Origin of the sequence: Sphingopyxis alaskensis RB2256 (assembly GCF_000013985.1) — a bacterium.
Taxonomy (GTDB): Bacteria; Pseudomonadota; Alphaproteobacteria; order Sphingomonadales; family Sphingomonadaceae; genus Sphingopyxis; species Sphingopyxis alaskensis.
On the sequence record NC_008048.1, the window covers coordinates 796,828 to 821,853 of the forward strand.

The 25,026-nt window shown below is 65.1% G+C and carries 26 protein-coding genes, 1 tRNA gene, 1 other RNA gene and 1 pseudogene; 17 read left to right on the forward strand and 12 right to left on the reverse strand.

All coding sequences use genetic code 11. From position 1 onward, the window contains the following. Position 1 precedes the first annotated feature (1 nt). The 3 genes from SALA_RS03975 to rpiB are packed head-to-tail and all read right to left on the reverse strand — an operon-like array spanning position 2 to position 1,982. Complete coding sequence (locus tag SALA_RS03975; protein ID WP_011541100.1) at positions 2–220, reverse strand: hypothetical protein; 219 nt, start codon at positions 218–220, stop codon at positions 2–4. Positions 221–225: 5 nt separating this feature from the next. Next, positions 226–1,533, reverse strand: coding sequence for a serine hydroxymethyltransferase (gene glyA, locus SALA_RS03980; RefSeq protein WP_011541101.1), 1,308 nt, complete (start codon positions 1,531–1,533; stop codon positions 226–228). Continuing rightward, positions 1,530–1,982 carry a ribose 5-phosphate isomerase B gene (rpiB, locus tag SALA_RS03985; RefSeq protein ID WP_011541102.1) on the reverse strand — a complete coding sequence of 151 codons (453 nt, stop codon included), beginning with the start codon at positions 1,980–1,982 and terminating at the stop codon, positions 1,530–1,532. Before rpiB ends, glyA begins: the two co-directional genes overlap by 4 nt. A gap of 112 nt (positions 1,983–2,094) precedes the next feature. On the opposite strand from rpiB, the gene SALA_RS17295 reads away from it, so the two are divergent. Next, the gene (locus SALA_RS17295; RefSeq protein WP_192807445.1) at positions 2,095–2,259 is read left to right on the forward strand and encodes a hypothetical protein; all 165 of its coding nucleotides are present in this window, start codon (positions 2,095–2,097) and stop codon (positions 2,257–2,259) included. 106 nt (positions 2,260–2,365) lie between these two features. On the opposite strand, the gene SALA_RS03990 is transcribed toward SALA_RS17295, so the two are convergent. Beyond that, the gene (locus SALA_RS03990) at positions 2,366–3,022 is read right to left on the reverse strand and encodes an alpha/beta hydrolase (protein WP_011541103.1); all 657 of its coding nucleotides are present in this window, start codon (positions 3,020–3,022) and stop codon (positions 2,366–2,368) included. Between the two features lie 140 nt (positions 3,023–3,162). Between SALA_RS03990 and SALA_RS03995 the strand changes: the two genes are divergently transcribed. The 11 genes from SALA_RS03995 (at position 3,163) to SALA_RS04040 (ending at position 12,850) form a co-directional block, all read left to right on the forward strand. Continuing rightward, complete coding sequence (locus SALA_RS03995) at positions 3,163–4,254, forward strand: cysteine desulfurase family protein (protein WP_011541104.1); 1,092 nt, start codon at positions 3,163–3,165, stop codon at positions 4,252–4,254. After that, positions 4,251–4,589 carry a 2Fe-2S iron-sulfur cluster-binding protein gene (locus SALA_RS04000; protein ID WP_084764666.1) on the forward strand — a complete coding sequence of 113 codons (339 nt, stop codon included), beginning with the start codon at positions 4,251–4,253 and terminating at the stop codon, positions 4,587–4,589. The genes SALA_RS03995 and SALA_RS04000 overlap by 4 nt, the downstream gene beginning before the upstream one ends. Positions 4,590–4,705: 116 nt before the next feature. After that, positions 4,706–4,803: signal recognition particle sRNA small type (gene ffs, locus SALA_RS16670), an RNA gene on the forward strand. A 43-nt stretch (positions 4,804–4,846) separates the two neighbouring features. Continuing rightward, positions 4,847–6,544: a DNA polymerase III subunit gamma/tau gene (locus SALA_RS04005; protein WP_011541106.1), complete on the forward strand. Its 1,698-nt coding sequence runs from the start codon at positions 4,847–4,849 to the stop codon at positions 6,542–6,544. Further along, entirely contained in the window at positions 6,541–6,876 is a 336-nt protein-coding gene (locus SALA_RS04010; protein ID WP_011541107.1) for a YbaB/EbfC family nucleoid-associated protein, read from the forward strand. Before SALA_RS04005 ends, SALA_RS04010 begins: the two co-directional genes overlap by 4 nt. A gap of 203 nt (positions 6,877–7,079) precedes the next feature. After that, on the forward strand, positions 7,080–9,476 hold the full coding sequence (gene lon, locus SALA_RS04015; protein WP_011541108.1) for an endopeptidase La: 2,397 nt from the start codon (positions 7,080–7,082) through the stop codon (positions 9,474–9,476). 167 nt (positions 9,477–9,643) lie between these two features. Next, entirely contained in the window at positions 9,644–9,916 is a 273-nt protein-coding gene (locus SALA_RS04020; RefSeq protein WP_011541109.1) for an HU family DNA-binding protein, read from the forward strand. Positions 9,917–10,097: 181 nt separating this feature from the next. After that, positions 10,098–10,172 (forward strand) — tRNA-Val (locus tag SALA_RS04025). Between the two features lie 98 nt (positions 10,173–10,270). After that, positions 10,271–10,579: a PepSY domain-containing protein gene (locus SALA_RS04030; protein ID WP_011541110.1), complete on the forward strand. Its 309-nt coding sequence runs from the start codon at positions 10,271–10,273 to the stop codon at positions 10,577–10,579. A 116-nt stretch (positions 10,580–10,695) separates the two neighbouring features. Further along, positions 10,696–11,361 (forward strand): response regulator transcription factor, encoded by a 666-nt coding sequence (locus tag SALA_RS04035; RefSeq protein ID WP_011541111.1) that lies wholly within the window; start codon positions 10,696–10,698, stop codon positions 11,359–11,361. A 184-nt stretch (positions 11,362–11,545) separates the two neighbouring features. Beyond that, positions 11,546–12,850 carry a sensor histidine kinase gene (locus SALA_RS04040; protein WP_041383661.1) on the forward strand — a complete coding sequence of 435 codons (1,305 nt, stop codon included), beginning with the start codon at positions 11,546–11,548 and terminating at the stop codon, positions 12,848–12,850. Positions 12,851–12,963: 113 nt separating this feature from the next. Here the strand turns inward: SALA_RS04040 and SALA_RS16675 are convergent. After that, positions 12,964–13,906, reverse strand: a protein-coding gene (locus tag SALA_RS16675; protein WP_192807446.1) for an IS630 family transposase whose coding sequence is annotated in 2 segments (ribosomal slippage) — positions 12,964–13,569 and positions 13,571–13,906 — 942 coding nt in all. Because the reading frame shifts where the segments join, the coding sequence is not laid out codon by codon here. Between the two features lie 112 nt (positions 13,907–14,018). Between SALA_RS16675 and SALA_RS04050 the strand changes: the two are divergent. Beyond that, a pseudogene (locus tag SALA_RS04050) lies at positions 14,019–14,501 on the forward strand (IS110 family transposase); the annotation flags it as partial. Between the two features lie 528 nt (positions 14,502–15,029). Here SALA_RS04050 and SALA_RS04055 read toward each other — a convergent pair. The 4 genes from SALA_RS04055 to SALA_RS04070 all read right to left on the reverse strand — a co-directional run bounded on the left by SALA_RS04055 (position 15,030) and on the right by SALA_RS04070 (position 17,647). After that, entirely contained in the window at positions 15,030–15,455 is a 426-nt protein-coding gene (locus SALA_RS04055; RefSeq protein ID WP_011541115.1) for an ExbD/TolR family protein, read from the reverse strand. A 32-nt stretch (positions 15,456–15,487) separates the two neighbouring features. Further along, positions 15,488–16,009: an ExbD/TolR family protein gene (locus SALA_RS04060; RefSeq protein ID WP_011541116.1), complete on the reverse strand. Its 522-nt coding sequence runs from the start codon at positions 16,007–16,009 to the stop codon at positions 15,488–15,490. Between the two features lie 103 nt (positions 16,010–16,112). Continuing rightward, on the reverse strand, positions 16,113–16,934 hold the full coding sequence (locus SALA_RS04065) for a MotA/TolQ/ExbB proton channel family protein (RefSeq protein ID WP_011541117.1): 822 nt from the start codon (positions 16,932–16,934) through the stop codon (positions 16,113–16,115). A gap of 59 nt (positions 16,935–16,993) precedes the next feature. Continuing rightward, entirely contained in the window at positions 16,994–17,647 is a 654-nt protein-coding gene (locus SALA_RS04070; protein ID WP_011541118.1) for an energy transducer TonB, read from the reverse strand. 278 nt (positions 17,648–17,925) lie between these two features. Here SALA_RS04070 and SALA_RS04075 point away from each other — a divergent pair, with 278 nt between their 5' ends. Both SALA_RS04075 and SALA_RS04080 read left to right on the forward strand, forming a co-directional pair. Next, complete coding sequence (locus SALA_RS04075) at positions 17,926–18,807, forward strand: hypothetical protein (protein ID WP_011541119.1); 882 nt, start codon at positions 17,926–17,928, stop codon at positions 18,805–18,807. 114 nt (positions 18,808–18,921) lie between these two features. Continuing rightward, positions 18,922–20,256 carry a homoserine dehydrogenase gene (locus tag SALA_RS04080; RefSeq protein WP_011541120.1) on the forward strand — a complete coding sequence of 445 codons (1,335 nt, stop codon included), beginning with the start codon at positions 18,922–18,924 and terminating at the stop codon, positions 20,254–20,256. A gap of 42 nt (positions 20,257–20,298) precedes the next feature. Here the strand turns inward: SALA_RS04080 and SALA_RS17065 are convergent. Both SALA_RS17065 and SALA_RS04095 read right to left on the reverse strand, forming a co-directional pair. Further along, positions 20,299–21,056 (reverse strand): IS5 family transposase gene (locus tag SALA_RS17065; RefSeq protein WP_153802629.1). Its coding sequence is split into 2 segments (ribosomal slippage): positions 20,299–20,738 and positions 20,738–21,056, totalling 759 coding nucleotides; the frame shifts between segments, so codons are not numbered across the junction. Positions 21,057–21,401: 345 nt separating this feature from the next. Then, positions 21,402–22,130, reverse strand: coding sequence for a Bax inhibitor-1/YccA family protein (locus SALA_RS04095; protein ID WP_011541122.1), 729 nt, complete (start codon positions 22,128–22,130; stop codon positions 21,402–21,404). A 165-nt stretch (positions 22,131–22,295) separates the two neighbouring features. Between SALA_RS04095 and thpR the strand changes: the two genes are divergently transcribed. After that, a complete protein-coding gene (gene thpR / locus SALA_RS04100) occupies positions 22,296–22,910 on the forward strand; it encodes an RNA 2',3'-cyclic phosphodiesterase (RefSeq protein WP_011541123.1) in 615 nt (204 codons plus the stop codon). Here thpR and SALA_RS04105 read toward each other — a convergent pair. Further along, positions 22,820–23,305, reverse strand: coding sequence for a low molecular weight protein-tyrosine-phosphatase (locus tag SALA_RS04105; protein ID WP_011541124.1), 486 nt, complete (start codon positions 23,303–23,305; stop codon positions 22,820–22,822). The two genes, thpR and SALA_RS04105, sit on opposite strands and share 91 nt — an antisense overlap. Before the next feature lie 106 nt (positions 23,306–23,411). Here SALA_RS04105 and SALA_RS04110 point away from each other — a divergent pair, with 106 nt between their 5' ends. After that, positions 23,412–25,022: an MFS transporter gene (locus tag SALA_RS04110; RefSeq protein ID WP_011541125.1), complete on the forward strand. Its 1,611-nt coding sequence runs from the start codon at positions 23,412–23,414 to the stop codon at positions 25,020–25,022. Positions 25,023–25,026: the final 4 nt, after the last annotated feature.

Consider the following 25,026-nt stretch of genomic DNA (forward strand, 5'->3'; position numbering starts at 1 on the left):
GTCAGCGCTTCACCCGCGTATAAAGCGCGATGGCCGCACCCGCGAACAGGCCGACGGGCCAGCTCACCACCGGTAGCACCGCACCCGCAACCGCACCGACCACACCGCCGGTCAGCACGGTGGGCGTCGAGGGGTGCTTCATCCCCTGCTTGCCCATCGCCTTCACCTCTTCGATCGTCAGTTCGACGAGCGTGGGTTCCTCCGGCTGCTGGCGCGCCATCGCCCTCAACCCTGATAGATGGGGAAGCGTTCGCAGAGCGCGCGGACGCGACCGCGGACATCGGCCTCGACATCGGCGTCGCCATGCTCGCCCTTGTCGCGCAATGCATCGAGCACGTCGGCGACCATGTCGCCGATCGCCTCGAACTCGGCGATGCCGAAACCGCGCGTCGTGCCCGCGGGCGATCCGACGCGGATGCCGCTGGTCTTGACCGGCGGCAGCGGGTCGAAGGGCACGCCGTTCTTGTTGCAGGTGATCGCGCTGCGCTCGAGCGCTTCGTCGGCGTCGCGCCCGGTGATGCCGAGCGGGCGCAGGTCGATCAGCGCCAGATGCGTGTCGGTGCCGCCTGCGACGATGTCGGCGCCGCGCGCCTTCAGCCGGTTCGCGAGCGCCTGCGCGTTAGCGATGGTGGCTTTTGCATAATCCTTGAACTCGGGGCGCAGCGCTTCGCCGAACGCGACGGCTTTCGCGGCGATGACGTGCATCAGCGGTCCGCCCTGCAGGCCGGGGAAGACCGCCGAGTTGATGCGCTTGGCGATCGCCTCGTCATTGGTCAGGATCATGCCGCCGCGCGGGCCGCGCAGCGTCTTGTGCGTGGTCGTGGTGACGACATGCGCGTACTGCATCGGCGAGGGATGCGCGCCGCCCGCGACGAGCCCCGCGAAATGCGCCATGTCCACCATCAGCAACGCGCCGACATCGTCGGCGATGGCCCGGAAGCGCGCGAAATCGAGCGTGCGCGGATAGGCCGAACCGCCCGCGATGATGAGGGCAGGGCGATGCTCCCTCGCCAGCGCCTCGACCTGGTCGAAATCGACGAGATGATCGTCGGCGCGCACGCCATATTGCACCGCGTTGAACCATTTGCCCGACATCGCGGGCGGCGCGCCGTGGGTCAGGTGTCCACCGGCGTCGAGGCTCATGCCGAGGATCGTAGCGCCGGGCTTGGTCAGCGCGAGCATCACCGCGCCGTTCGCCTGTGCCCCCGAATGCGGCTGGACGTTCGCATAACCGCAATCGAACAACTGTTTCGCGCGGTCGATCGCAAGCTGTTCGACCTCGTCCGACGGCGCGCAGCCCTGATAATAGCGGCGACCCGGATAGCCTTCGGCATATTTATTGGTGAAGACCGATCCCTGCGCTTCGAGCACCGCCCTGGAAACGATATTCTCGCTCGCAATCAGTTCGATCTGATATTGCTCGCGTTCGAGTTCGCGGGTCATCGCCGCCGCGACCGCGGGGTCGACGATGGCGACACCATCGGTGAAATAGCCGGCCGATTTGATGGGCTTGTCTAGCGTTTCGGTGGTCATCGGCTGGTCTCCAGTTGCGGCGGGTTAGAGAGTTTGTCGACGCGGCGCGCGTGGCGGTCGCCGGCGAAATCGGTGGTCAGGAAAGCGTCGAGGCACGCCTTGGCCATGTCGATACCCGTGAGGCGCGCACCCATGGCGATCACGTTCGCGTCATTATGCTCGCGCGCCAGCTTCGCCGACAGCGGCTCGGACACCAAAGCGCAGCGCGCGGCGGGGTTGCGGTTGACCGAGATCGAGATGCCGATGCCCGATCCGCACAGGGCAACGCCGCGGTCGGCGCGGCCGTCGGCGATCGCACCGCCCAGCCGATAGCCATAATCGGGATAATCGACGCTGTCGGGGCCGTTGGTGCCCAGATCCTCGACCTCGTGTCCCTTTTCGCGCAGCCAGTCGGCGAGCAGGGCTTTCAGTTCATAGGCGGCGTGGTCGGCGGCGATGGCGATGCGCATGGTGCGGCTCCCGCGGGGCATAAGGGAATCGATGAGCGCGCTTTAGGCGAAGGCGCCGGACTTTGCCATAAGCGAGGTGGCAAATTTGTGACGCCGCCGGTAAAGCCGCGCCATGTCCGACACGATCATCTCGATCCTGATGCTCACCGGCGTCGTGCTGACCGGCGGTGCGGCCTATGTGTTCCGCAAGGGTGATCGTCGTCGCGCGCTGCTGATGCTCGTCGCGGCGCTGGTGATGTTCGCCAATGTCGCGGTGTGGCTCGTGCCGGTGAAATAGCACTTTGTCATTGCGAGGAGCCGAAGGCGACGCGGCAATCTCCAGCCGGCGTCGACCCTGGCCGATAGCCGGAGATTGCTTCGCTCCGCCCGCAACGACGGTGATGTCACCGGATCGGCGAATCGGGCGCGAGCCGCATGTCCAGATAATTGTCGAGCGACTTCATCAGCTGATCGAGCTCATGCTCGAAGAAATGGTTGGCGCGCGGGATTTCGTCGTGATGGATGGTGATGCCCTTTTGCGTGCGCAGCTTGTCGACCAGCTTCTGCACCGCGGACGGCGGCACGATCTCGTCCTGCCCGCCCGCGACGATGATCCCCGATGACGGGCAGGGGGCGAGGAAGCTGAAGTCGTACATATTCGCCGGCGGCGCGACCGAGAGGAAGCCGCGGATTTCGGGGCGGCGCATCAGCAATTGCATCCCGATCCAGGCGCCGAAGCTGAACCCCGCCACCCAGGTGGTTTGCGCCTCGGGATGGATCGACTGCACCCAGTCGAGCGCCGATGCGGCATCGGACAGTTCGCCGATACCATTGTCGAAGGTGCCCTGACTGCGGCCGACGCCGCGAAAGTTGAAGCGTAGCACCGCGAAACCGCGCGCGACGAAGCTCTTGTACATCGCCTGCGTGATGCGGTCGTTCATCGTGCCGCCGCCCTGCGGGTGCGGGTGGAGGATCAGCGCAACCGGCGCGCGCGGACGCGGCGGGGGCGAGAAACGGCCTTCGATGCGGCCCTCGGGGCCGGGGAAAATGACGTCGGGCATCAAAGCACCTTCCATGTATCGGGGCTTGCCAGTGATTCGCCATGGGGCGGGGTGGCGGAGCGAAGACACGCGCCTATATAGAAAAAAGGTCGCAACTTGCAACTTTTGCGAATTGTTCGCAATAAGGACTCCGTCGCCGAATGATTTACCTCGATTATCAAGCCACTACGCCGCTCGCCCCCGAGGCGCGCGATGCGATGTTGCGCTGGCTCGACGGACCGGGAGAGGGCGACGGTTTCGCCAACCCTTCGAGTACGCACAAGGCGGGCCGTGCCGCCGCCGCGGCGGTCGAGGTCGCGCGCGATCAGGTTGCGGCGCTGCTGCCAGGGGGGGGGCGCGTCTTCTTCACCTCGGGCGCGACCGAGGCGCTCAACTGGGCGCTGCTGCGCGGCGCCGAGGCGATGCCGGGCGGCGTCGCGGGGCTCAGCATCGAACATGCGGCGTCGCTGCAATGCCTTGAGCGGCTCGATGCGGCGATTTTGCCGGTCGATGGCGCGGGGCTGGCCTTGCCGCCCGATGCGGCGCTGATCCCCGAAAATGGCATCGTCGCGACGATGCTGGTGAACAATGAGGTCGGCACGATCCAGCCGGTTGCCGACTTCGCTGCGGCCGCGCACGCCAAGAACAGCCTGCTGCTGTGTGATGCGGTGCAGGGTTTCGGCCGGATCGCGATTCCCGAAGGCCCCGACCTGATCGCCGTGTCGGCGCACAAGATTCACGGTCCCAAGGGGGTCGGTGCGCTGTGGGTGCGTGACGGGGTCGAGCTTGAACCGCTGATGTTTGGCGGCGCGCAGGAACAGGGGATGCGTTCGGGCACCGTCTCGCCGGCGCTCTGCGCCGGGTTCGGCGCTGCCGCCGCGGTCGCGGCCGAGCGCCTGGACAAGGATGCAAGCCATGTCGAGCGCCTCTGGTCGCTCGCGCGCGATATGCTGCCCGAATGGACGATCAACGGCGCCGAAAGCCCGCGCTATCACGGCAATCTCAATATACGTCGCGAGGGCGTGAACGGCCTGCGCCTGATGTCCGACGCGCGCGATGTCGCCTTTTCGCTCGGCAGCGCGTGCGGCAGCGGATCGGGCAAGGTCAGCCATGTGCTGCGCGCAATGGGGGTGAGCGAGGCCGACGCGCGCGCCTCGCTCCGCCTCGGCTGGGGGCGCTATACCAGCGAACAGGAGTTGCGCGACGGCCTGAACGCGATCAAGGACGCTGCCAGGCTTCAAGGGGTTAACTGATGCGCGTCACTTTCATCCACGCTGACGGCAAGGGGCGCACCGAGGCCGAAGCCGAGCCGGGCTCGACCCTGCTCGACGTCGCGCAGGCGCATCTGATACCGCTCGAAGGGACCTGCGAAGGCCAGATGGCCTGCTCGACCTGTCATGTCGTCGTCGAAAGCCAGGATTTCGACCGTCTGCCGCCCGCGAGCGAGATGGAGGAGGACATGCTCGATCTCGCCGCCGGCGCGCGACGGACGAGCCGCCTGTCGTGCCAGATCGTCCTGACCGAAGATATGGACGGGCTGACCGTGCGTATTCCCGCGGAGAGCCGTAATATGCAGGGGGTGCGCTGACCGGTTTCTTTCGCCCGGACGACCGATAGGCCGAGGGCGGACCCCACGCCGAAGCCGGCCGGATTCCGGTGAATCGCCGCGGCCTTGCATTTCATGCCATCCCTCGCCATATGCGCCGCGGGAGTCGGGCGGACGCAGCCTTCGCCAACCCGGTCAGGTCCGGAAGGAAGCAGCCGCAACGAATTCGCTGCGGGTCGTTCCGGCTCCCACCCATTTCCCCCTTCGACAAGACCGCGGCGTCCCCCTAAGACGGGGCCATGAGCGATTCCGCCCACGACGAAACCCCGATGCTGGGCATGGACCTGCCCGAGGCACCTGCGCCCGCGGCATCGTCCGGCCCTTACCGTGTTCTGGCACGCAAATATCGCCCGCAAACCTTTGCGGAGCTGATCGGGCAGGATGCGATGGTGAAGACGCTGGGCAATGCGATCGCGCGCGACCGGCTGGCGCACGCCTTCCTGATGACCGGGGTGCGCGGGGTCGGCAAGACATCGACCGCGCGGCTGATCGCCAAGGCTTTGAACTGCATCGGCCCCGACGGGCAGGGCGGGCCGACGATCGACCCCTGCGGCGTGTGCGAACCGTGCCGCGCGATCACCGAGGGTCGCCACATCGACGTCATCGAGATGGACGCCGCGTCGAACACCGGCGTCGACGATGTGCGCGAGATTATCGAGGCGGTGCGCTATGCTGCGGTGTCGGCGCGCTACAAGATCTATATCATCGACGAAGTGCATATGTTGTCGCGTAATGCCTTCAATGCGCTCCTGAAAACGCTCGAAGAGCCGCCGCCGCACGTCAAGTTCCTGTTCGCGACCACCGAGGTCAACAAGGTGCCGGTGACGGTGCTGTCGCGCTGCCAGCGGTTCGACCTGCGCCGCATCACCCCCGACATGCTGTTCGCGCATTTCAGCGCGATTTTGCAGAAAGAGGGCGTCGAGGCCGAGGCGCCCGCGATCTGGCTGATCGCCAATGCCGCCGAAGGATCGGTGCGCGACGGCCTGTCGATCCTCGACCAGGCGATCGCCCACGCCGATCTGGACGGCGGTGGCAAGGTCAGCGCCGAACAGGTGCGCGCCATGCTCGGCCTGTCCGATCGTTCGTCGATCGCCGGGCTGATGGCGGCGATTCTCGAGGGGAACAGCGGCGGCGCGATCGACCTTGCGCGCGCGCAATATGCGCTGGGGATCGAACCCGTCGCGATGGTGCGCGGCCTGATGGAGCTGACCCATGCGATCACGCTCGCGAAGGTATCGCGCCACGACGATCCCGCGCTCGCCGTGGCCGACCGCGAACGCATCACCGACTGGGCGCAAAAGCTGGGCTTTGCTCCGTTGAACCGGCTGTGGCAATTGCTGCTCAAGGGCCATGACGAGGTGCTGCGCGCGAACAATCCGCTCGAACATCTCGAAATGCTGCTGCTGCGCGTCATCTATGCCGCGTCGTTGCCCGATCCGGGTGAGCTTGCGAAATTGCTCGAATCGGGCGGCATACCGGCGATGCCCGTCGCAGCCGCCGCGGCGGCGACAGGGTCGGAACGCGCCGCGGCGGACCCTGCGCCCGCAGCCGGGCCCACCACAGGCGCGCTCACCATCGCACAGATTCACCGGCTCCTCGAAAGCACGGGACATCATCAGCTTGCGCGGCAGGTTTACGACGATCTCCGGATTCTGGAGCTGGAGCCGGGTCGCCTTGTCTATGCACCCGTCTCCGCGCTCGACGGCGATTTTGCGCGACGGCTCGGCGAAGCGCTGTTCGGTCAGACGGGCAGCCGCTGGCAAGTGCGCGAAGGCACGGGCGAGGGGCGCCCCAGCCTGGCGCAGATGAAGGCGGCGCAGCGCGCCGATAATGAGGCACGCATTCGCGAACTGCCCGTCGTGAAGGCCGCGCTGGCGGCCTTTCCCGACGCGCGGCTTGTCGAAGGCGACAATAATCAGCATAGGTCGAACCCATGAAATCCATCGAAGAAATGATGAAGGCGGCGCAGGAAGCCGCCGCCGCCGTGCAGGCACAGATGCAGGAGGCGCAGGCGAGGCTCGACAGCGTCGAGGTCGAAGGCGTCTCGGGCGGCGGCCTTGTGAAGATCAAGGCGACCGCCAAGGGTCGGATCAAGGCGATCCACATCGACGACAGCCTGATCGTCCCCGCCGACAAGCAGATGCTTGAGGATCTGCTCGCCGCCGCGTTCAACGACGCGCGCGAAAAGGCCGACGCGGCGAGCAATGAGGAAATGGGCAAGATGACGAGCGGCCTGCCGCTTCCGCCGGGGTTCAAGCTCCCGTTCTGAGATAAATGCTTCTCCCCGTCGCGTGGCGATGGCGCGGGCGACCGCCGACGCAGGCGGTGGTCGAGAGGGGCAGCGACGTCTGCGCCGTCGCCCCTCCGTGAGCACTCCTGCATTGAATGCGCGGCAAGTTACGCCATATTAGCGTGGACCACCCTATAAGTAACGACGGTGCGCCCGGTCGCGGCGCTCGTCGAGGAGCCGTAATGACGCAATCCTATCCCCTTCTGCCGCTGCGTGACATCGTCGTTTTCCCGCACATGATCGTGCCGCTGTTCGTCGGTCGCGACCGTTCGGTGGCCGCGCTCGAAGCCGCGATGGAGGCGGGCAAGGAGATATTCCTCGTCGCCCAGCTCGATCCGGGCGAGGACGATCCGCAGCGCGACGACCTTTACGACGTCGGCGTGATCGCGACGGTGCTCCAGTTGCTCAAGCTGCCCGACGGCACCGTTCGCGTGCTCGTCGAGGGCAAGGAACGCGCGAAGCTCCTGGCGCTCACCGACGAGGACAGGGCGGTGATGGCGAGCGTCAAGCCGATCGCCGACACCGTCGACGACAGCGTCGATACTGCGGCGCTGATGCGCTCGGTCGTCGACCAGTTCGAAAATTATGCCAAGCTCAACAAGAAGATGCCCGCCGAAACCGCGGTGCAGCTGTCCCAGATCGACGACGCCTCGCGCCTCGCCGATTCGGTTGCCGGCAATCTCAACATCAAGGTTGCCGACAAACAGGCTTTGCTCGTCGAGGATGCGCCGTCGAAGCGGCTCGAAATGGTGTTCGCCTTCATGGAAGGCGAGCTCGGCGTGCTGCAGGTCGAAAAGAAGATCCGCGGCCGCGTGAAGCGCCAGATGGAAAAGAGCCAGCGCGAATACTACCTCAACGAACAGTTGAAGGCGATCCAGCGCGAACTCGGCAACGACAATGGCGAAGGCGGCGACGACCTTGCTGAACTGCAACTCAAGATCGACAGCCTCAAAATGTCGAAGGAGGCCAGGGCCAAGGCGAATGCCGAGCTGAAAAAGCTGCGCGCGATGGCGCCCATGTCGGCCGAGGCGACGGTGGTGCGCAACTATCTCGACACGCTGATCGGCCTGCCGTGGGGCAAGAAATCGAAGCTCAAGAAGGATATCGCCAAGGCGCAGGCGATCCTCGACGACGACCATTATGCGCTGGAGAAGGTCAAGGACCGGATCGTCGAATATCTCGCGGTGCAGGCGCGCACCAACAAGCTGAAAGGCCCGATCCTCTGCCTCGTCGGCCCGCCGGGCGTCGGCAAGACTTCGCTCGGCCGTTCGATCGCGAAGGCGACGGGCCGCGAGTTCGTGCGCCAGTCGTTGGGCGGCGTGCGCGACGAAGCCGAGATCCGCGGCCACCGCCGCACCTACATCGGTTCGCTGCCGGGCAAGATCGTGACCAATCTCAAAAAGGCGGGCACGATGAACCCGCTGTTCCTGCTCGACGAGATCGACAAGCTGGGGCAGGATTTCCGCGGCGATCCGGCGTCGGCGCTGCTCGAAGTGCTCGACCCCGAACAGAATGCGAAGTTCCAGGATCATTATCTGGAAATCGACGTCGACCTTAGCGACATCATGTTCGTGACGACGGCGAACTCGCTCAACCTGCCGCAGCCGCTGCTCGACCGCATGGAGATCATCCGGCTCGAAGGCTATACCGAGGATGAGAAGGTCGAGATCGCGAAGCGCCACCTGATCGCCAAGCAGGTCGAGGCGCACGGGCTCAAGGATGGCGAGTTCGAACTGACCGAGGACGGTCTGCGCGATCTCATCCGCTATTACACGCGCGAGGCGGGCGTCCGCACGCTCGAGCGCGAGATAGCGCGTCTTGCGCGCAAGGCGCTGCGCAAGATACTCGAGGGCAAGGCGGAAAGCGTGACGATCACGCCCGAAAACCTGTCCGACTTTTCGGGCGTGCGGAAGTATAGGCACGGCATCAGCGATCTCGAGGATCAGGTCGGCGCCGTGACCGGCCTTGCCTGGACCGAGGTCGGCGGCGAATTGCTGACGATCGAGGCGGTCACCGCATCGGGCAAGGGGCAGGTCAAGACGACCGGCAAGCTCGGCGAAGTGATGACCGAGTCGGTGCAGGCCGCATTGTCCTTCGTCAAAGCACGCGCGCCCGCCTATGGCATCAAGCCCAGCCTGTTCGCGCGCAAGGACATCCACATCCACCTGCCCGAAGGCGCGGTACCCAAGGACGGGCCTTCGGCGGGCGTCGGCATGGTCACCGCGATGATCTCGACGCTCACCGGCATCGCCGTGCGCAAGGATGTCGCGATGACCGGCGAGGTCACACTGCGCGGCCGCGTGCTCGCGATCGGCGGACTCAAGGAAAAGCTGCTTGCCGCGCTTCGCGGGGGCATCAAGACGGTGCTGATCCCCGAGGAGAATGAAAAGGATCTCGTGGAAATCCCGGCGAACATAACGAGCGGGCTCAAAATCATTCCGGTCAGCCACGTCGACCAGGTGCTTGCCGAAGCGCTCGTTTCGCCGGTCGAACCGATCGAATGGACCGAGGCGGACGAGCTTGCCGCCTCGCCGCCGATCGGCGTCGGCAGCGATCCCGAAAGCGCGATTCGCCACTGAGTCGCCCGCAGCGGACGGTTATTCGCCCCAGCTTCGTCGCAAAATCGGCGTTTCGGGGGGATTTTCTCCCTTTTTTGCTTTGACAAGCCGGGGGCAAACATCGTTAGTGACGCGCCATGGCTTCGGGCCATGAGAATCATCCAACCAAATGCAGGGGTTCCTTAGGCATGAACAAACAAGACCTGATCGCCGCCGTCGCCGATTCGAGCGGCCTGACCAAGGGTGATGCCAGCAAGGCCGTCGAGGCCGTCTTCGACGCGATCACGGGCGCGCTGAAGAAGGGCGGCGAAGTCCGTCTCGTCGGCTTCGGCACCTTCGCGGTCAGCAAGCGCAAGGCATCGACCGGTCGCAACCCGCGCACCGGCGAAACGATGACCATCGCGGCGTCGAACCAGCCGAAGTTCAAGGCCGGCAAGGCCCTCAAGGACGCCGTCAACTAAGGTCGGCGGCCCTCTTGCTGAAGAACAACTCGGGCCGTGGCGCAAGCTGCGGCCCGTTTTGCATTGGAGTCCACCCGACTCTCCCGACCGGATTTTCGGGCAAATGGGCGTTGCAATCGCCGCGCCAGCGGCTATGGACGTCCGGCTTTCGGATGGCGGGCCCTCGGGTCCGAGCCGGGACGGGCGCGTAGCTCAGCGGTAGAGCACACCCTTCACACGGGTGGGGTCACAGGTTCAATCCCTGTCGCGCCCACCATGGCCCCGGCGCCATGGCAAAGTCGGTTCCGATACCCGAACCGCGGATGACGCGGCCATTCATCGGCTATTCAATGCTTTCGCGTTAGAGACACGGCCATGTTCCGCACCCTGACCCTTCCGCTTTGCTCCGCGCTGCTGCTTTCGATGGCTGCGCCGGCGGTCGCGCGCGGCGATCGCGACCATGAACATCTGCGCGAAGCGGCGGCGCAGGGGCAGGTCGTGCCGCTGGGCAAGCTGATCGCCGAAGTCCGCTCGCGCCCGCCGTACAGCGACATGACCTATCTCGGTGGGCCGCAGTTCGACGCGGGGCGGATGATCTACAAGCTCAAGTTCATGGACGGCAGCCAGGTTGTCGTCGTCTATGTCGATGCGCGCACCGGCCGGATCGTCGGCCGCAATCCCTGACATCAGAGCCAGGCCGTACCGACGCGCAACCAATTTTTTGCGATGAACGTGCGGACTTGATACACAGTCGAAACATGCCACCGGCACCAGTCGGCGGGCCAAGGAAAGGCGCCTGAATGCGGATCTTGATTGTCGAAGACGAACCCACGCTGGGGCCGCAGCTCAAAGCGACGCTGGAGGGGGCGGGCTATGCCGTCGACCTCGCGACCGATGGCGAGGACGGGCATTTTCTTGGCTCGACCGAAACCTATGACGCTGCGATTCTCGACCTCGGCCTCCCCGAAATCGACGGATTGACCGTGCTCGACCGTTGGCGGCGCGAAAAGCGCAACTTTCCGGTTCTCGTGCTGACGGCGCGCGACAGCTGGTCGGACAAGGTGGCGGGGCTCGACGCCGGTGCCGACGACTATCTCGCCAAACCCTTCCAGACCGAGGAACTGATCGCCCGCCTGCGCGCGCTGATCCGCCGCGCGTCGGGCAATGCGTCGAGCGAACTCACCGCGGGCGATGTCCGGCTCGATACACGATCGGGCCGCGTCACCCTCGCCGGCGAGCCGGTGAAGCTCACCGCGCAGGAATATAAGCTCCTCTCCTACCTGCTCCACCACAAGGGCAAGGTCGTGTCGCGCACCGAGTTGATCGAACATATCTATGACCAGGATTTCGATCGCGATTCGAACACGATCGAGGTTTTCGTCACGCGCATCCGCAAGAAACTGGGCGCCGACATCATCACCACGATCCGCGGTCTCGGCTATCAGCTCGACGACCCGCAGGGTTGACCATGCGCCATTCCTGTTTCCCTGCCGTCATCCCGGCGAAGGCCGGGATCTCGCCGGTGCGCGGTGACGACAGGGAGAGATTCCGGCCTTTGCCGGAATGACGGAGAATGAAAAGGCGGAGGGTTTGGAACCCTCGTCGCGTCCGGCACCCGCCAGCCGCATGACCGGTTCGCTCGCGCGGCGCATGATCGCGATTGCGGCGCTGTGGATTTCGCTGCTGCTGATTGGCGGCGGCTTCGCGCTCGACCGCGTGCTGACCAGCGCGATCACGCGCAATTTCGATTCGAGCCTCGAATATGTGCTGATCGCGATGATCCGCTCGTCAGAGATCGGCCCCGACGGCGAGGTGCGGCTGATCGAACCGCTCGGCGACCAGCGGTTTCTGGAACCCTATAGCGGTCTTTACTGGCAGATCAGCGGCGGTGGGCAGGAGCCCTATCGCTCGCGCTCGCTGTGGGAACGCACATTGAAGGCGCCGAGGTCGCATATCGACGACCAGATTCATACCTATGACAGCGATCAGTTTGTGGACGAGGAATTGCGCATCCTCGAACGCAATGTGATCCTGCCGGGCAGCGAAGTGAGCTGGCGCTACCAGATCGCCCAGTCGCGCGAGACGCTCGACGCGCAGATTGGCGCGGTGCGCAAGACACTGATCCCCAGTCTCGCGCTCCTCGGAATCGGGCTTATCATCCTTGCGGCGCTCCAGACCTTTTACGGCCTCTGGCCGCTACGCCACATCCGGCGTGCGATCGCGGCGATGCGCGGCGGCCAGAACCGCCGCGTCGACGCGCCGCTGCCGCGCGAGGTGCAACCGATGGTCGACGAACTCAACGCGCTGCTCGCGCATAATGAAAAGCAGGCGGAGGAGGCGCGGCTCCACGCCGGCAATCTCGCTCATGCGCTGAAAACCCCCCTCACCGTGCTCGTCAACAGCGCGACGGGTTCGGATTCGGATCTTGCGAACATCGTCCGGCGCGAGGCGGCGACGATGCAGCGTCAGGTCGATCACCATCTGGCGCGCGCGCGCGCCGTTGGGCGCCGCGGGGCCGCGCAGTCGCGCGCGGTCGTGTGGGACAGCGTCCAGAGCGTCTCGCGGGCCGTCTTCGCCTTGTATCCCGATACGCGGCTCGATGCCGCGGGGGACCGGACGGTGGTGGTGCAGGTCGAGCGGCAGGATCTGGATGAACTGGTTGGGAACCTGCTTGAAAATGCGGCCAAATATGGCGGCGGCAGCGTGTTTGTGACGATCGCGCGCGACGGCGCGATGGCAGAGATCATCGTCGAGGATGACGGTCCCGGCATTTCTCCCGCCGATCGCACGCGCATATTCGACCGCGGTGTGCGGCTCGACAGCGGCAAGCCCGGAACCGGCCTTGGTCTGGCGATCGTGCGCGACGTCGCCGAAATCTATGGCGGCAGCATCGCGCTGGAAGCGAGCGAGGATCTGGGCGGGCTGCTGGTGCGGTTGCGGCTGCCGGCGGGATAGGGGTGTCGGTTTTGGGGTGGGGAGCTGCCATAGCCGTCTCCCCTTCAGGGGAGAGGGTTGGGAGAGGGGGACCATCCCAACCCCCTCTCAACTGCGGCTAGAGTCTTTCTGAGTTAGATTGAGGCATATCCGGCGTCTCTGATGTAGTTGGCACATTCGTTTGGAGGGAAGCGGTCGAGCAGTTTGCCGATGCGCCGCCAAGTGGGCTCGACGGTTCGTTCGTTGGCTTTTCGCAGCAGGCGCTTGAGTTTGGAGAACATCTTCTCGATCGGATCGAGGTCGGGCGAGTAAGGTGGCAGGAAGAACATCTTGATGCCCGCCGCCCGGAGCAGTTTGCGCACGCGGCTGCCTTTGTGGCTGCCGAGATTGTCGAGGACGACGATGCTGCCTGGTTCCAGTTCGGGGATCAGGAACTGCTCGACCCGGGCGGTGAAGCTTGTCCCGTTGATCGGCCCGTCGAGCACGCAGGGGGCGACGATCCCGTCGTGCCTGAGACCAGCGATAAAGGTGAGCGTCTTCCAGTGTCCATGCGGCACCTTGTCGATCAGCGGCTCGCCCTTCGTGCCCCAGCCATGGGTACGGGTCATGTTGGTCTTGGCCCAGGTCTCGTCGATGAAGACCATGCGCCGGGGGTTTACCCAGCGCTGAACCCAGCGCCAGCGGGCGCGGCGGCGGACAACATCGGGGCGGTCTTGCTCCTTGGCGAAGAGCGTCTTTTTTAAATGACTTGCCGCAGCGCTTCAGGAACCGCCACAGCGTATCGCAGCATACCACCACGCCCCGCTCCTCGCGCAGATCGGCCAGCAGCTCGTGCAGTGTCGGGTCCTTCTTCTGCTCGATTCGTGCCAGCAGCCAGTCGCGCTCGCTCTCCAGCAACGGCCGCAGGTGGCCGCCCACCTTGCCCGGCTCGGTCGATCCCCGCTCTCGCCAGGCCTGTGCCCAGCGAACACCCGTCGCCGCGCTCACATCCAGCATCCGCGCAGCCGCCCGTGCCGACATGCCCCGGTCAAGCGCCCGGCAAAACCGAACCCGCAAATCCTGCGATAATGGCCTCATCCATGCTGGCCTCCTCACCAGTGGCTAGCTTGATGATGTGGACGCCCCCGCACTGGTCGGCGGTTGCTATGCTGCTGATCGGTTAGCCGAAGCAGGAAGAGGAGCGTTTGCGATGACGATCACGACGATTGGATTGGATTTGGCGAAGAGCGTGTTTCAGGCGCACGGCGTCGATGAGAACGGTGCCACGGTGTTGGTGAAGCGGCTGCACAGGAAGCAGATGCTGCCCTTCTTCTCGAAGTTGCCGCCGTGCCTGATCGGCGTTGAGGCCTGCGGAACAGCGCACTACTGGGCTCGAACACTCGTCGCCATGGGGCACGAAGTTCGCCTCATTCCCCCTTCCTACGTGAAGGGCTACGTCAAGCGCGGCAAGAGCGATGTGCTGGATGCCGAGGCCATCTGCGAAGCCGTGCAGCGCCCGACGATGCGGTTCGTTCCTGCCAAGACGGTCGAACAGCAGGGCGTGCTCATGACACATCGTGCCCGGTCGCTGCTCGTGCGCCAGCGTACCATGCTCGCCAATGCCTTGCGCGCGCATCTGGCGGAGTTCGGCCTCGTTGCTAATCCCGGCATCGCCCATCTGGCCAAGCTCGCCCGGATCGCATGGGTCGTGTTGACGCGGAAGGAAGCTTATCGGCCCTACGCAACGATGGCCTGACAGAAGAAATCCGAATTGGTGACGGCAGTCGATGATGAGTAACGATCGAGCCAATGGTGAGACCATCCCGCCTGATTCAATGCGCTTCACAAGCGCGCCAGCTCGATCAGGGACCTCGCCGGCGGATTTCCATCAGGGCCAGCGGCAGTCCTCACGCCGCACAAACACGCCGGACATATGAAAGCAACCGATCAAACCCGTCCCGACAAAAGCCCTTGCCATAGGGGGCGTCCACATATGAATCACAGATCAGCGCGCTTGGGAATCCCCAGCGATTCATCCAACCGCGGAAAGACTCTAGCCGGACAAGCCGGCAAGCCTTCGTGTCTCTCCCCTGAAGGGGAGAGAGCCCGAAATGCCAGCGGCCACTTCCGGTCGGTTTCAGCCCTGGTCGGCCGCCACGGCAAAGGGGCCGCGAATCGCTTCGCAGCCCCCTGTTTTGCCGTGCGGCGCCGATGTCAGGAATCAGAAGACGCGGGCATATTGTTCGTTACCGACGAAGCCGAGCTTGCCGACGCCGCTGCGCTTGATCACCGCCATGACATTGTCGACGACGATGTAGCGCGCATAGGGATCGGGTTGAACCTGCAGTTCGGGTTCGACCGGCAGCGCCTTGGTCTGTTCCAGATATTGCGCAAGCTGCGCGAGGTCGACCGGCGTACCGTTCCAGGTGATCGTCCCGGCGCGGTCGATCATCACCTTGTTCTTTTCAGGATCGACATTGCTCTGGCTGTCGGTCGGGACCGGCAGGTCGATCTTCACCGCATGAGTCTGGACCGGGATGGTGATGATGAACATGATGAGAAGCACGAGCATGACGTCGATAAGCGGCGTCGTGTTCATGTCCATCATCGGTTCATTGTCGTCCCGTTCACCAACTGACATGGACATTGGGTTATTCCTTCATATCTGGGCGGACCGCCTTAGAGGCGGCCCACCGTGCCCGAGCCAGGAGCCGGTTCCGAAATGAACCCGATCTTCTGGAAGCCGGCATATTGCATCGTGTAGATCACGCCGCCGATGCACTGGTACGGCGTGTTGACGTCGCCGCGGATATGCACTTCGGGGAAGTTTTCTTCGGTGATGTTCTGCGGCCCGCCGATGTCCTCGAGCAGCTTTTCCAGCTTCGCCTGTCCGCGTTCGAGCAACTGCCGCGAATCGACGGGGGTCTGGCCCCAGTAAACTTCGCATGCCGTGCTTTCGGGATTGGGCAGGCCATCGCCGTCGGTGTCGGCCGACCGGATCGACAGCAGCACATTTTCAGGCTTCGTCGTCGTCGGTTCAAAGACCACGTCGGGCAGTTCGAGTTCCACCGTCTCCAACACCACGGGAACCGTGATGAGGAAGATGATGAGAAGCACGAGCATGATGTCCACGAGCGGGGTCGTGTTGATTTCGGACATCGGGGCGTCTTCGCCGCCCTTATCGCCTACACTCATCGCCATAGGATTAGCATCCTGTCACAAAATTATCTGTCATGGACAGCGGATATATACTGTCCAGCGGACCCCGCCCGCCCACGGGGCGGGCGGGGATCCAGGAGCCGAATCAGGCCTTCTTCGGTGCCGCGGCCGCGGCCGACGCAGCAGCCTTCGCCACGGTGGGCGACGCCGGCTTCACCTGGCCGTTCGACATGATCGAACCAAGAACGTCGTTCGAGAAGATCGAGAGACGGCGGGCAATCATCTTGTTGCGGCTCTGGAGCCAGTTGAACGCAAGCACCGCGGGGACCGCGACGATCAGACCGATGGCGGTCATGATGAGCGCCTCGCCGACCGGACCGGCGACGGTATCGATCGAGGCCTGGCCCGACGCACCGATCTTCACCAGCGCGCGCAGAATACCGATAACCGTACCGAACAGACCGATGAACGGCGCGGTCGAACCGACGGTCGCGAGGAAGGCGAGGCCGCTGTTCAGCTTCGAATTGATGTGATTCTGCGAGCGTTCGAGCGTGCCGTGCATCCAGTCATGCGCTTCGACGGGGTCGGTCAGCTTGTTATGCTCTTCGTTCGCGCGCAGCCCGTCTTCGACGACCTGACGATAGGCGCTGTTCTTTTCGAGCTTCGCGGCGCCGTCGGCGAGCGTCGGGGCGCGCCAGAAATTGGCGTCGACGGTCTTGCCCTGGCTGATCACCTTGTTCTGCTCAAAGAGCTTGGTGAACAGGATGTAGAGCGTGCCGACGAACATGATCAGCAGGATGAGGAAGGTGAGCTGCGAGACGATGCCGCCTTCGCACAGTGCGGGAACCAGACCATAGGGATTCTGGCCTTCTTCCTTCACGCACATCGAGGCGGGCATCAGGCTGAGGCCTGCGTCGTGAGCGGCGGCCGGCGCCGCAGCGGCGGCGTTTGCGATCAGATTAAACATACTGGAAATTCCCTCTCAAAGAATTTGTTCAAATCGAAAACAGATGGGATCGCGTCAGATCAGCGGGGGATCTGCCAACGGATACGGTTGCTGTACGTGCCGCCTGTCGGGTTGCCCGCGCGGTCCTTGCCCGGGTTGAACCGGGCGCGGCGCGTGATCAGCTTGCAGGTTTCGGCATCGAGGTCGGCGTGCCCGCTCGACGACGTGATGTCGCAAGAGGTGACGCGGCCGTCCGTCCCATAGGTGACGCGGAACCCGGTCGTGCCCTCGCGTTCCTCACGCATGGCGCGCGCCGGATAATCGTCGTTCGTCGCCCAGCGCGCCGGGTTGCCACGCGGCGAACCGGCCTGGCTGAGGTCGGGCGGCGGCGGCGCGGGTGGCGCGGGCGGCGTGAAGACGGGCGGCGGCGGGGTCGGCGGCGCCTTCGGAACCGACTGAATCGTGTTCGTCGTCACCGGCGGCGGAATCGGCGACGGCGGCGTCACGACCGGCGGCGGCGGCGGCAGCACATTGTCCGGCGGCGGCGGCGGCGGCGGCTCCTCCGGCGGCGGCGGCTCTTCGACGTCCACCACGTCCAGCTTTTCAGCGATTTTCTTGACGATGCTGATGTTCAGGCCGTTGACCAGGCCGTAACCCAGAACTGCCGTAAACAGACCAACCAAGACAATCGCCACTACCCTGTTTTTAGGGTCGACACTATCACCATAAGCCATTCAGGGACGACGCTCCTTGCTAGATCATCCTGACACCAATTCCCAACCCTCGGGACGGTTGCCAAATGCCCGGATGATTTCCGATGCGCTTTCACAGACCCGACGGCACTGCATCCGGCATCTTATGTTCTGGCCGGACACTTCGCGCCCGTCCTATCGCGGTGGCGGCACATTCGCAAACCCTTTATCAGCGGTTAATGTGCCCCGTCCCATGATGGGGTTTCGGGCACCGATACCGGTGTCACCGATGATGAAACATGATGGAAAGAGGATCGACCATGCGCCTCCCCCACGCGGCCACCATCGCCGGCGTCCTGATGCTAGCTCTTGGAATCCCCGGTGTTTCGGCGATGCAGACGAACGAACCGGCGAGCAGCGCCAGCCCCTACAGCTATGCCGACATCGCCGACCTGGCCACCGCGGCGCCGATCGTGCTGCATGCGCGCATCCACCGCGCCGCAGCGCTCAAGCCCGATCGTGCGCCCGGCGTCGCGCCCGCGCACACGCGATTCTATATCGAGGCCGATGTCGTGAGCCTGATTCGCGGGAGCGGTCCGCTCGCGGCGCGAATCTCCTATCTCGTCGATCTGCCGAACGACGCGCGCGGCAAACCCGCGAAGCTCAAGCGGAAGCAGCCGGTCCTGCTCTTTGCCCGCCCCGTCGCCGGCACCGCCGCCGGAACGAGCGACACGGGCAGCATCCAGCTGATCGCGCCCGATGCGCAGCTGCCGTGGGACGCGGCGACCGAGGCGCGGCTGCGCGCGATCCTGACCGAACTCGTCAAACCCGGCGCGCCGCCCGCGATCACCGGTATCGCCAACGGCTTCCACGTCCCCGGCACGCTGCCGGGCGAGGGCGAGACGCAGCTATTCCTGAACACCGCCACGGGAGAACCCGTATCGCTGACCATCCTCACCTCCGCCGACGGTTCGCGGCGCTGGGCGGCGGCGTTCGGCGAAATCGTCGATGGGTCGGCGGCGGTGCCGGCGCGCGAAACGCTCGCCTGGTATCGCCTGGCCTGCGGCCTGCCGCGTCAGTTGCCGCTGGACCGGCTGGCGGGAACCGCGCCCGCGGACCGGCGCAAGGCGGCGGCGGATTATGCCGTCGTCCTCGGCGCGCTCGGCGAATGCGCGCGAACGCGCAAGCCGCCCGAGGGATAAAGGTCGGCTTCGGCGCGCAAAAGGCGCAGCGGGCTTGCCTCGGGCGCAAAAGCCGATAGGGCGGCGGCGACCAGCGGGGGCCGACCCCGCGCGCCTTTGTGTGGAGACCCGATCATGTCGCCCTATGCCACCCCGACCGCTCCCCGCCCGCCGCTCCGCGTCGCGCTTGCCGGGATCGGCGTCGTCGGCGGCGGGGTGGTAAGGCTGCTCGAGGCGAACCGCGCCCTGATCGCGCGGCGCGCGGGTCGGCCGATCGAGATTGTCGCGGTGTCTGCGCGCGACCGGCACAAGGATCGCGGCGTCGACCTGTCGCGCTATCGCTGGGAAGACGATATGGACGCGCTCGTCGCGGCGGGCGATGTCGATGTCGTCGTCGAGATGATCGGCGGCGCCGACGGATCGGCGCTGACGCTGGCGCGCCGCGCGCTGGGCGCGGGCAAGGCGCTGGTCACAGCGAACAAGGCGATGATCGCGCATCACGGGATCGATCTCGCCCGGATCGCCGAAGAAAAGGACACGCCGCTGAAATACGAAGCCGCTGTCGCGGGCGGCATCCCTGTCATCAAGGCGATCCGCGAAGGCGCGTCGGCGAACGAGATCGCGCGCGTCTATGGCATCCTCAACGGCACCTGCAATTATATCCTGACGCAAATGGAACGGAATGGCGCGAGCTTCGCCGATGCGCTGGCCGCCGCGCAGGCCGAGGGCTATGCCGAGGCCGACCCGAGCTTCGATGTCGATGGCATCGACGCCGCGCACAAGCTGTCGATTCTCGCCGCGCTCTGTTTCGGGACGCGGCTCGACATCGGCGCGGTGACTGCCGACGGCATCCGGGGCCTGATCGCGGCCGACATCCGCGAGGCCGAGGCGCTGGGGCACCGCGTCCGCCTGATCGGCATGGCCGAGCGCGACAGCGCCGGGAACGGCGGCGCCCTCTATCAGCATGTCCAGCCGTGCCTGGTGCCCGCCGACCATCCGCTCGCCTATGTGCCCGGCGCGCTGAACGCCGTGGTCGCCGAGGGCAATTTTGTCGGCCGCCTGTTCTTCGAGGGCGCCGGCGCCGGGGCAGGACCGACCGCTTCGGCGATCGTGGCCGACATCATCGACATCGCGCGCGACGAATATGGCCCGGCCTTCGCGATGCCGGTCGATGCACTCGACGCGGCGCCCGCCGCCGATGCCGGCGCGCGCGTCGGCAAACATTATGTCCGCCTGATCGTCGAGGACCGGATCGGCGTGCTCGCCGAGATCGCGGCGGCGATGCGCGACGCCGGCGTGTCGATCGAAAGCCTGATCCAGCGCGGCAGCGAAGACGGTGACGACGGCGTCGTCATCGTGCTCGTCACCCATGAAGGCCCGGCAAGCGCGATCCATGCGGCGCTCGCGATTCTGGCGGGGTCGGACCATGTCGTCGGCGCGCCGATGCTGATGCCGATCCTGGCGCTCTAACAGGCTGCGGAAAAACTCTTCCCGTTTAGGCGCTGTCTGCATTCATCGTAACCAGATCATGGCGCAAGCGAGATGGACGAAGCCGATGAAGGCGGAGAGAGACTTTTCGCAGCGCAAGGCTATCCTTCGGAAGCGTTTGAGTTTGTTGAAGAAGCATTCGACCTGATGGCGCTCCTTGTAGAGTCTCCAGTCGATAGGCGGGATTGTGGCGCGGCTGGGGTTAGCCTTGATCTGCGCGGTTGCGCCAAGGCCATCGGCAATGAAGGCACGTAACGGATCGGCGTCATAGGCGGCATCGGCGATAACGTGGCCGACGCCGTGCAAGCCGGACAGAAGCGCCTCGGCTTGCGGGCAATCGCCATATTGTCCCGGGGTTGAATGGATCCGCAGCGGCAGGCCGATCGCATCGACAACCGCGTGCAGCCTGGTCGTCAGCCCACCGCGCGAACGGCCGATTGCGGCCGCTTCAGCCCCCCTTTTGCGCCCGTCGCATCGGCGTGGACCTTTGAGATCGTGCTGTCGATCAGAACATATTCAAAGTCCGGCGTGTCGGCCAGCGCATGAAAAAGTTTCTCCCAGACACCATTGCGAGACCAGCGGCGAAAGCGCGCATGGACAGCGGTCCATTTGCCGAACACCTCCGGCAGGTCACGCCAATGCGCCGCATTGCCCGCCATCCACAGGATCGCGTCGACAAACAGGCGGTTATCAACCCCGCTCCGGCCCGGCATTCCAACACGGCCCGGAAGATACCCCTCAATCCGCCCCCATTGTTCGTCTGTCAGTACTCGTCTGCTCAAGGCTCGTCTCCTTCGGAAACCTTGAATCACAACCCCTCAGAAAAAGACTCCCCTGAATGCAGACAGCGCCTAGAGGGCTGCGTCATAGCATTTCAGAAATCGCGGTCCGGCGGCAACTGGTGAACGTCGACGATGATCGGGGTGGCCAGGGCGGACGGCGAGTGCATCGTATCGGCCTCGGCGCGGGGCGACCAACGGCGCAGTGCGCTTCCACAGCATCGTTCGCGGCGACCAGCGCCACCGCACGCGCCGCGATGGCCAAAAGCGCAATCCACATTTGTCGCCCAAAAAAAAGCCCGGCGAATCGCTCCGCCGGGCTCGTTCGCGTCTTTTCCGTCCGTCCGCTTATTCGCGGCTGCCCAGAAGGTTGAGCAGGAAGGTGAACATGTTGACGAAGTCGAGATAGAGCGACAGCGCGCCCATCACCACCGACTTGCCGACAAAGTCGGTCCCGCGGACATAGAAATACATGCTCTTGATCTTCTGCGTGTCATACGCCGTCAGCCCCGCGAAGATCAGCACGCCAATGACACTGATCGCCGTCGCGAGCGCGCTCGACTGCACGAAAAAGTTGATCAGCATCGCGACAAGAATGCCGACGACGCCCATGATCAGGAAGGTGCCGAAACCCGACAGATCCTTCTTGGTCGTATAGCCATAGAGGCTGAGCCCCAGAAAGGCCGCCGCGGTCGCAAAGAAGGTCGTCGCGATCGACGTGGCGGTGAAGGCCAGGAAGATCGTCGACATCGACAGGCCCATCACCGCGGCATAGACCCAGAAGATCGCCTGCGCGGCCGGGGTCGACAGCTTGTTGATGCCAAAGCTCAGCACCAGCACAAAGGCCAGCGGCGCCAGCATCACCACCCACATCAGCGGACTGCCGATCAGCGACGCGGTAAAGCCCGACTGAAAGGCCAGCAGCGCGACGATACCCGTCAGCAGCACGCCCGAGGCCATATAATTATATACCGACAGCATGTACGACCGCAGACCGGCATCGACGGCCTGGTCCATTGCGTTCGCGCCGGCGCCAAAACCGGAAGCCGCCATATTGGGGTCGTTCCAATTCGCCATTTCTCATCTCCATAACCGGCCAGCCCATACCGGCCGTGCGCATAATATCGGGACTTTCCCCCTCCGATTCAAGCGAAACCGGACAGGCGCGACCGGACGGCCTTAACGATGCGGCAAATCGGCCGGGGAGTCGCGCCGCGCGGCGAGACGCCCTATGCTGTGATCATGTCGACGCACCGCCTGTTCGTCGCGCTGCGACCGCCGCCGCCCGTTCGCGCACTTTTGCTGCGCGCGATGCACGGCATTTCGGGCGCGCGCTGGCAAAGCGACGAGCAGCTTCACCTGACGCTGCGCTTCATCGGCGAGGTCGACCACCATCTGGCCGAAGACATTGCGGCGGTGCTGGGCGCGCTCCACGCACCGGCGGCGAGGGTGCGTATCGCCGGCGTCGACCTGTTCGAGCGGCAGGGGCGACCGCACATGGTCTGGGCGCGCATCGCCCCCGAAGAGCCGCTCGCCGCGCTGCACCGCAAGGTCGAACAATGTCTGGCGCGCGTCGGCATCGCGGCCGAAACCCGCGCCTTCGTGCCGCATGTCACGCTGGCGCGGCTCAACCGGTCATCGGGGCCGGTCGCGCCCTTTCTCGCGCTGAACGGAGATCTTGCGAGCGACCCCTTTCTGTTCGACCATGTCACGCTTTACGAGAGCGAAATGGGGCACGGCGGCTCACGCTATCACCCCGTCGCGCGCTATCCGCTCGTCGACCAGCGCGCGGCGAGCGCCGAAGCGACCGCCGCCACATCCTCCCACGTCGCGGCAAAGCCCTCGTCCGAGCCATAATAGGGATCGGTCACCCCCTGCCCCGCGCGTCCGGCAACGAGGTCGAGCATCAGGCATAGCTCGGCGGTCGCGTCGTCGGGGCGGATTGCCAGCGCGTCGCGCAGATTGCTTTCATCGGCGGCAAGGATCAGGTCGAAGCGGTAAAAATCGTCACGGACGAGCTGGCGCGCGCGCAGGCCCGAAATGTCGATGCCGCGGCGCTGCGCCTCGGCCTGTGCCCGGCGATCGGGCGGATGGCCGACATGCCAGTTGCCCGTCCCCGCCGAATCGATATGCGCGTCGATCCCCGCAGCGGCGAAGGCCGCACGCGCCGCGCCCTCGCCGAGCGGCGAGCGGCAGATGTTGCCGAGACACAGGAACAAAATTGCTGGCCGCACCTTACCGTCCTTGCCCATATCGCTCCTGCTCCGCCAAAGTTGAACCGACTTTCAACTTGCGCCGCCGTGCGGCTCTGCTAGCCATGGTGCGCAACAGATAGAGGGTCCGGGAGAGGGTTGCCATATGGCCGATGTCGCGAGCGAGAACAGCATGTCCGGTGCATCGGCGCCCGCCGAACTCAAGGCCAGCGGATATAGCTGGTATGTGCTGTCGGTGCTCGTTGTCGTCTATATCCTGAACTTCATCGACCGGCAGATCATCAGCATCCTGGCGGTGGACATCAAGGCCGACCTTCAGCTCAGCGATTCGGACATGGGTTTTCTCGGCGGCGCCGCCTTTGCGGTCTTCTACGCGCTGTTCGGCATCCCGCTCGGCCGTCTCGCCGACAATTGGAGCCGCGTGAAGCTGCTGTCGATCGGCCTGACCCTGTGGTCGGCGATGACCGCTTTTTCGGGCTTCGCCCATGACCGGCTGACGCTGACGCTGGCGCGCATGGGGGTCGGCGTCGGCGAAGCGACCGCGAGCCCCACCGCCTATTCGCTGATCTCCGACTATTTCCCGAAACGACAAAAGGCGACCGCACTCGCCATCTATTCGTCGGGGCTCTATCTCGGCGGCGGCGTGTCGCTGTTCATCGGCGCGGTGATCGTCGAAAGCTGGAACCGCGCCTTTCCGGCGGGCGGACCGCTGGGACTCGTCGGCTGGCAGGCGGCGTTCCTCGCGGTCGGCATCCCCGGCCTGCTGCTCGCGCTGTGGGTCGCCAGCCTGCGCGAACCGGTGCGCGGCGCGATGGACGGGGTACCGACGCAAAGCTCGCCCACGCCCTTCCGCGCGTTCGGAAGGGATTTGTCGATGATCGTGCCGCCGCTCACCCTCTATGGCGCGTGGCAGCGCGGGCCCGCGGCGCTCGCGATCAACATCGGCGTCGCCGCCGCGCTCGCCGCCTTTGCCTGGTGGATGATCGAACTCACCGGAAATCTGCCGCAATGGTCGGCGGTCGCGCTCGGCTATTATGCCGTCTTTTCGTGGGCGAGCACGCTGCGCGCCAATGATCCCGCGACCTTCCGCCTGATCTGGGGCACGCCCGCCTTCATCTGCACGACGCTCGGCTATGGGCTCGTCGCGCTCGCCGCCTATGCGCTTGCCTTCTGGTCGGCGCCCTATGCCGAAGTCGTGCTGGGCCTGCCCAAGCAGCAGCTTGCCTCGATTCTCGGCGCCAATGGCGCGCTCAGCGGCTTCATCGGCGTCATCATCGGCGGGCGCGTCGCCGACGCGCTGCGCGCGCGCCACCCCGCGGGACGGATCTGGATGATCCTGTTCGGCGTCGTCGCGCCGGTCATCCCCATCTGGATCGGCTACACAACTGAAATTGCCGCGCTTTTCTATACGATGAACTTCCTCGCCGGGCTGTTCGGCGCCGCGGCGCTCGGCGCGGCCGCCGCGACCACGCAGGATCTGGTGCTGCCGCAGATGCGCGGCACCGCGACCGCCGCCTTTTTCCTCGGCACGACGCTGATCGGCCTGTCCTTCGGCCCCTATATGGTCGGACAGATTTCGGATCTGACGGGCACGGTGGTGAACGGCCAGCCCGTTGGCAATCTGCGCACCGGCATCCTGTCGCTGATCGGCGTCGCGCCGGTCGCGGTCGCGCTGCTGTTCTATGCCTATCGCGCGCTGCCGGAGGCCGAGGCGACGCTCGTGCAGCGTGCGGCCGCGGCGCGCGGCGGCGCCTGACCGG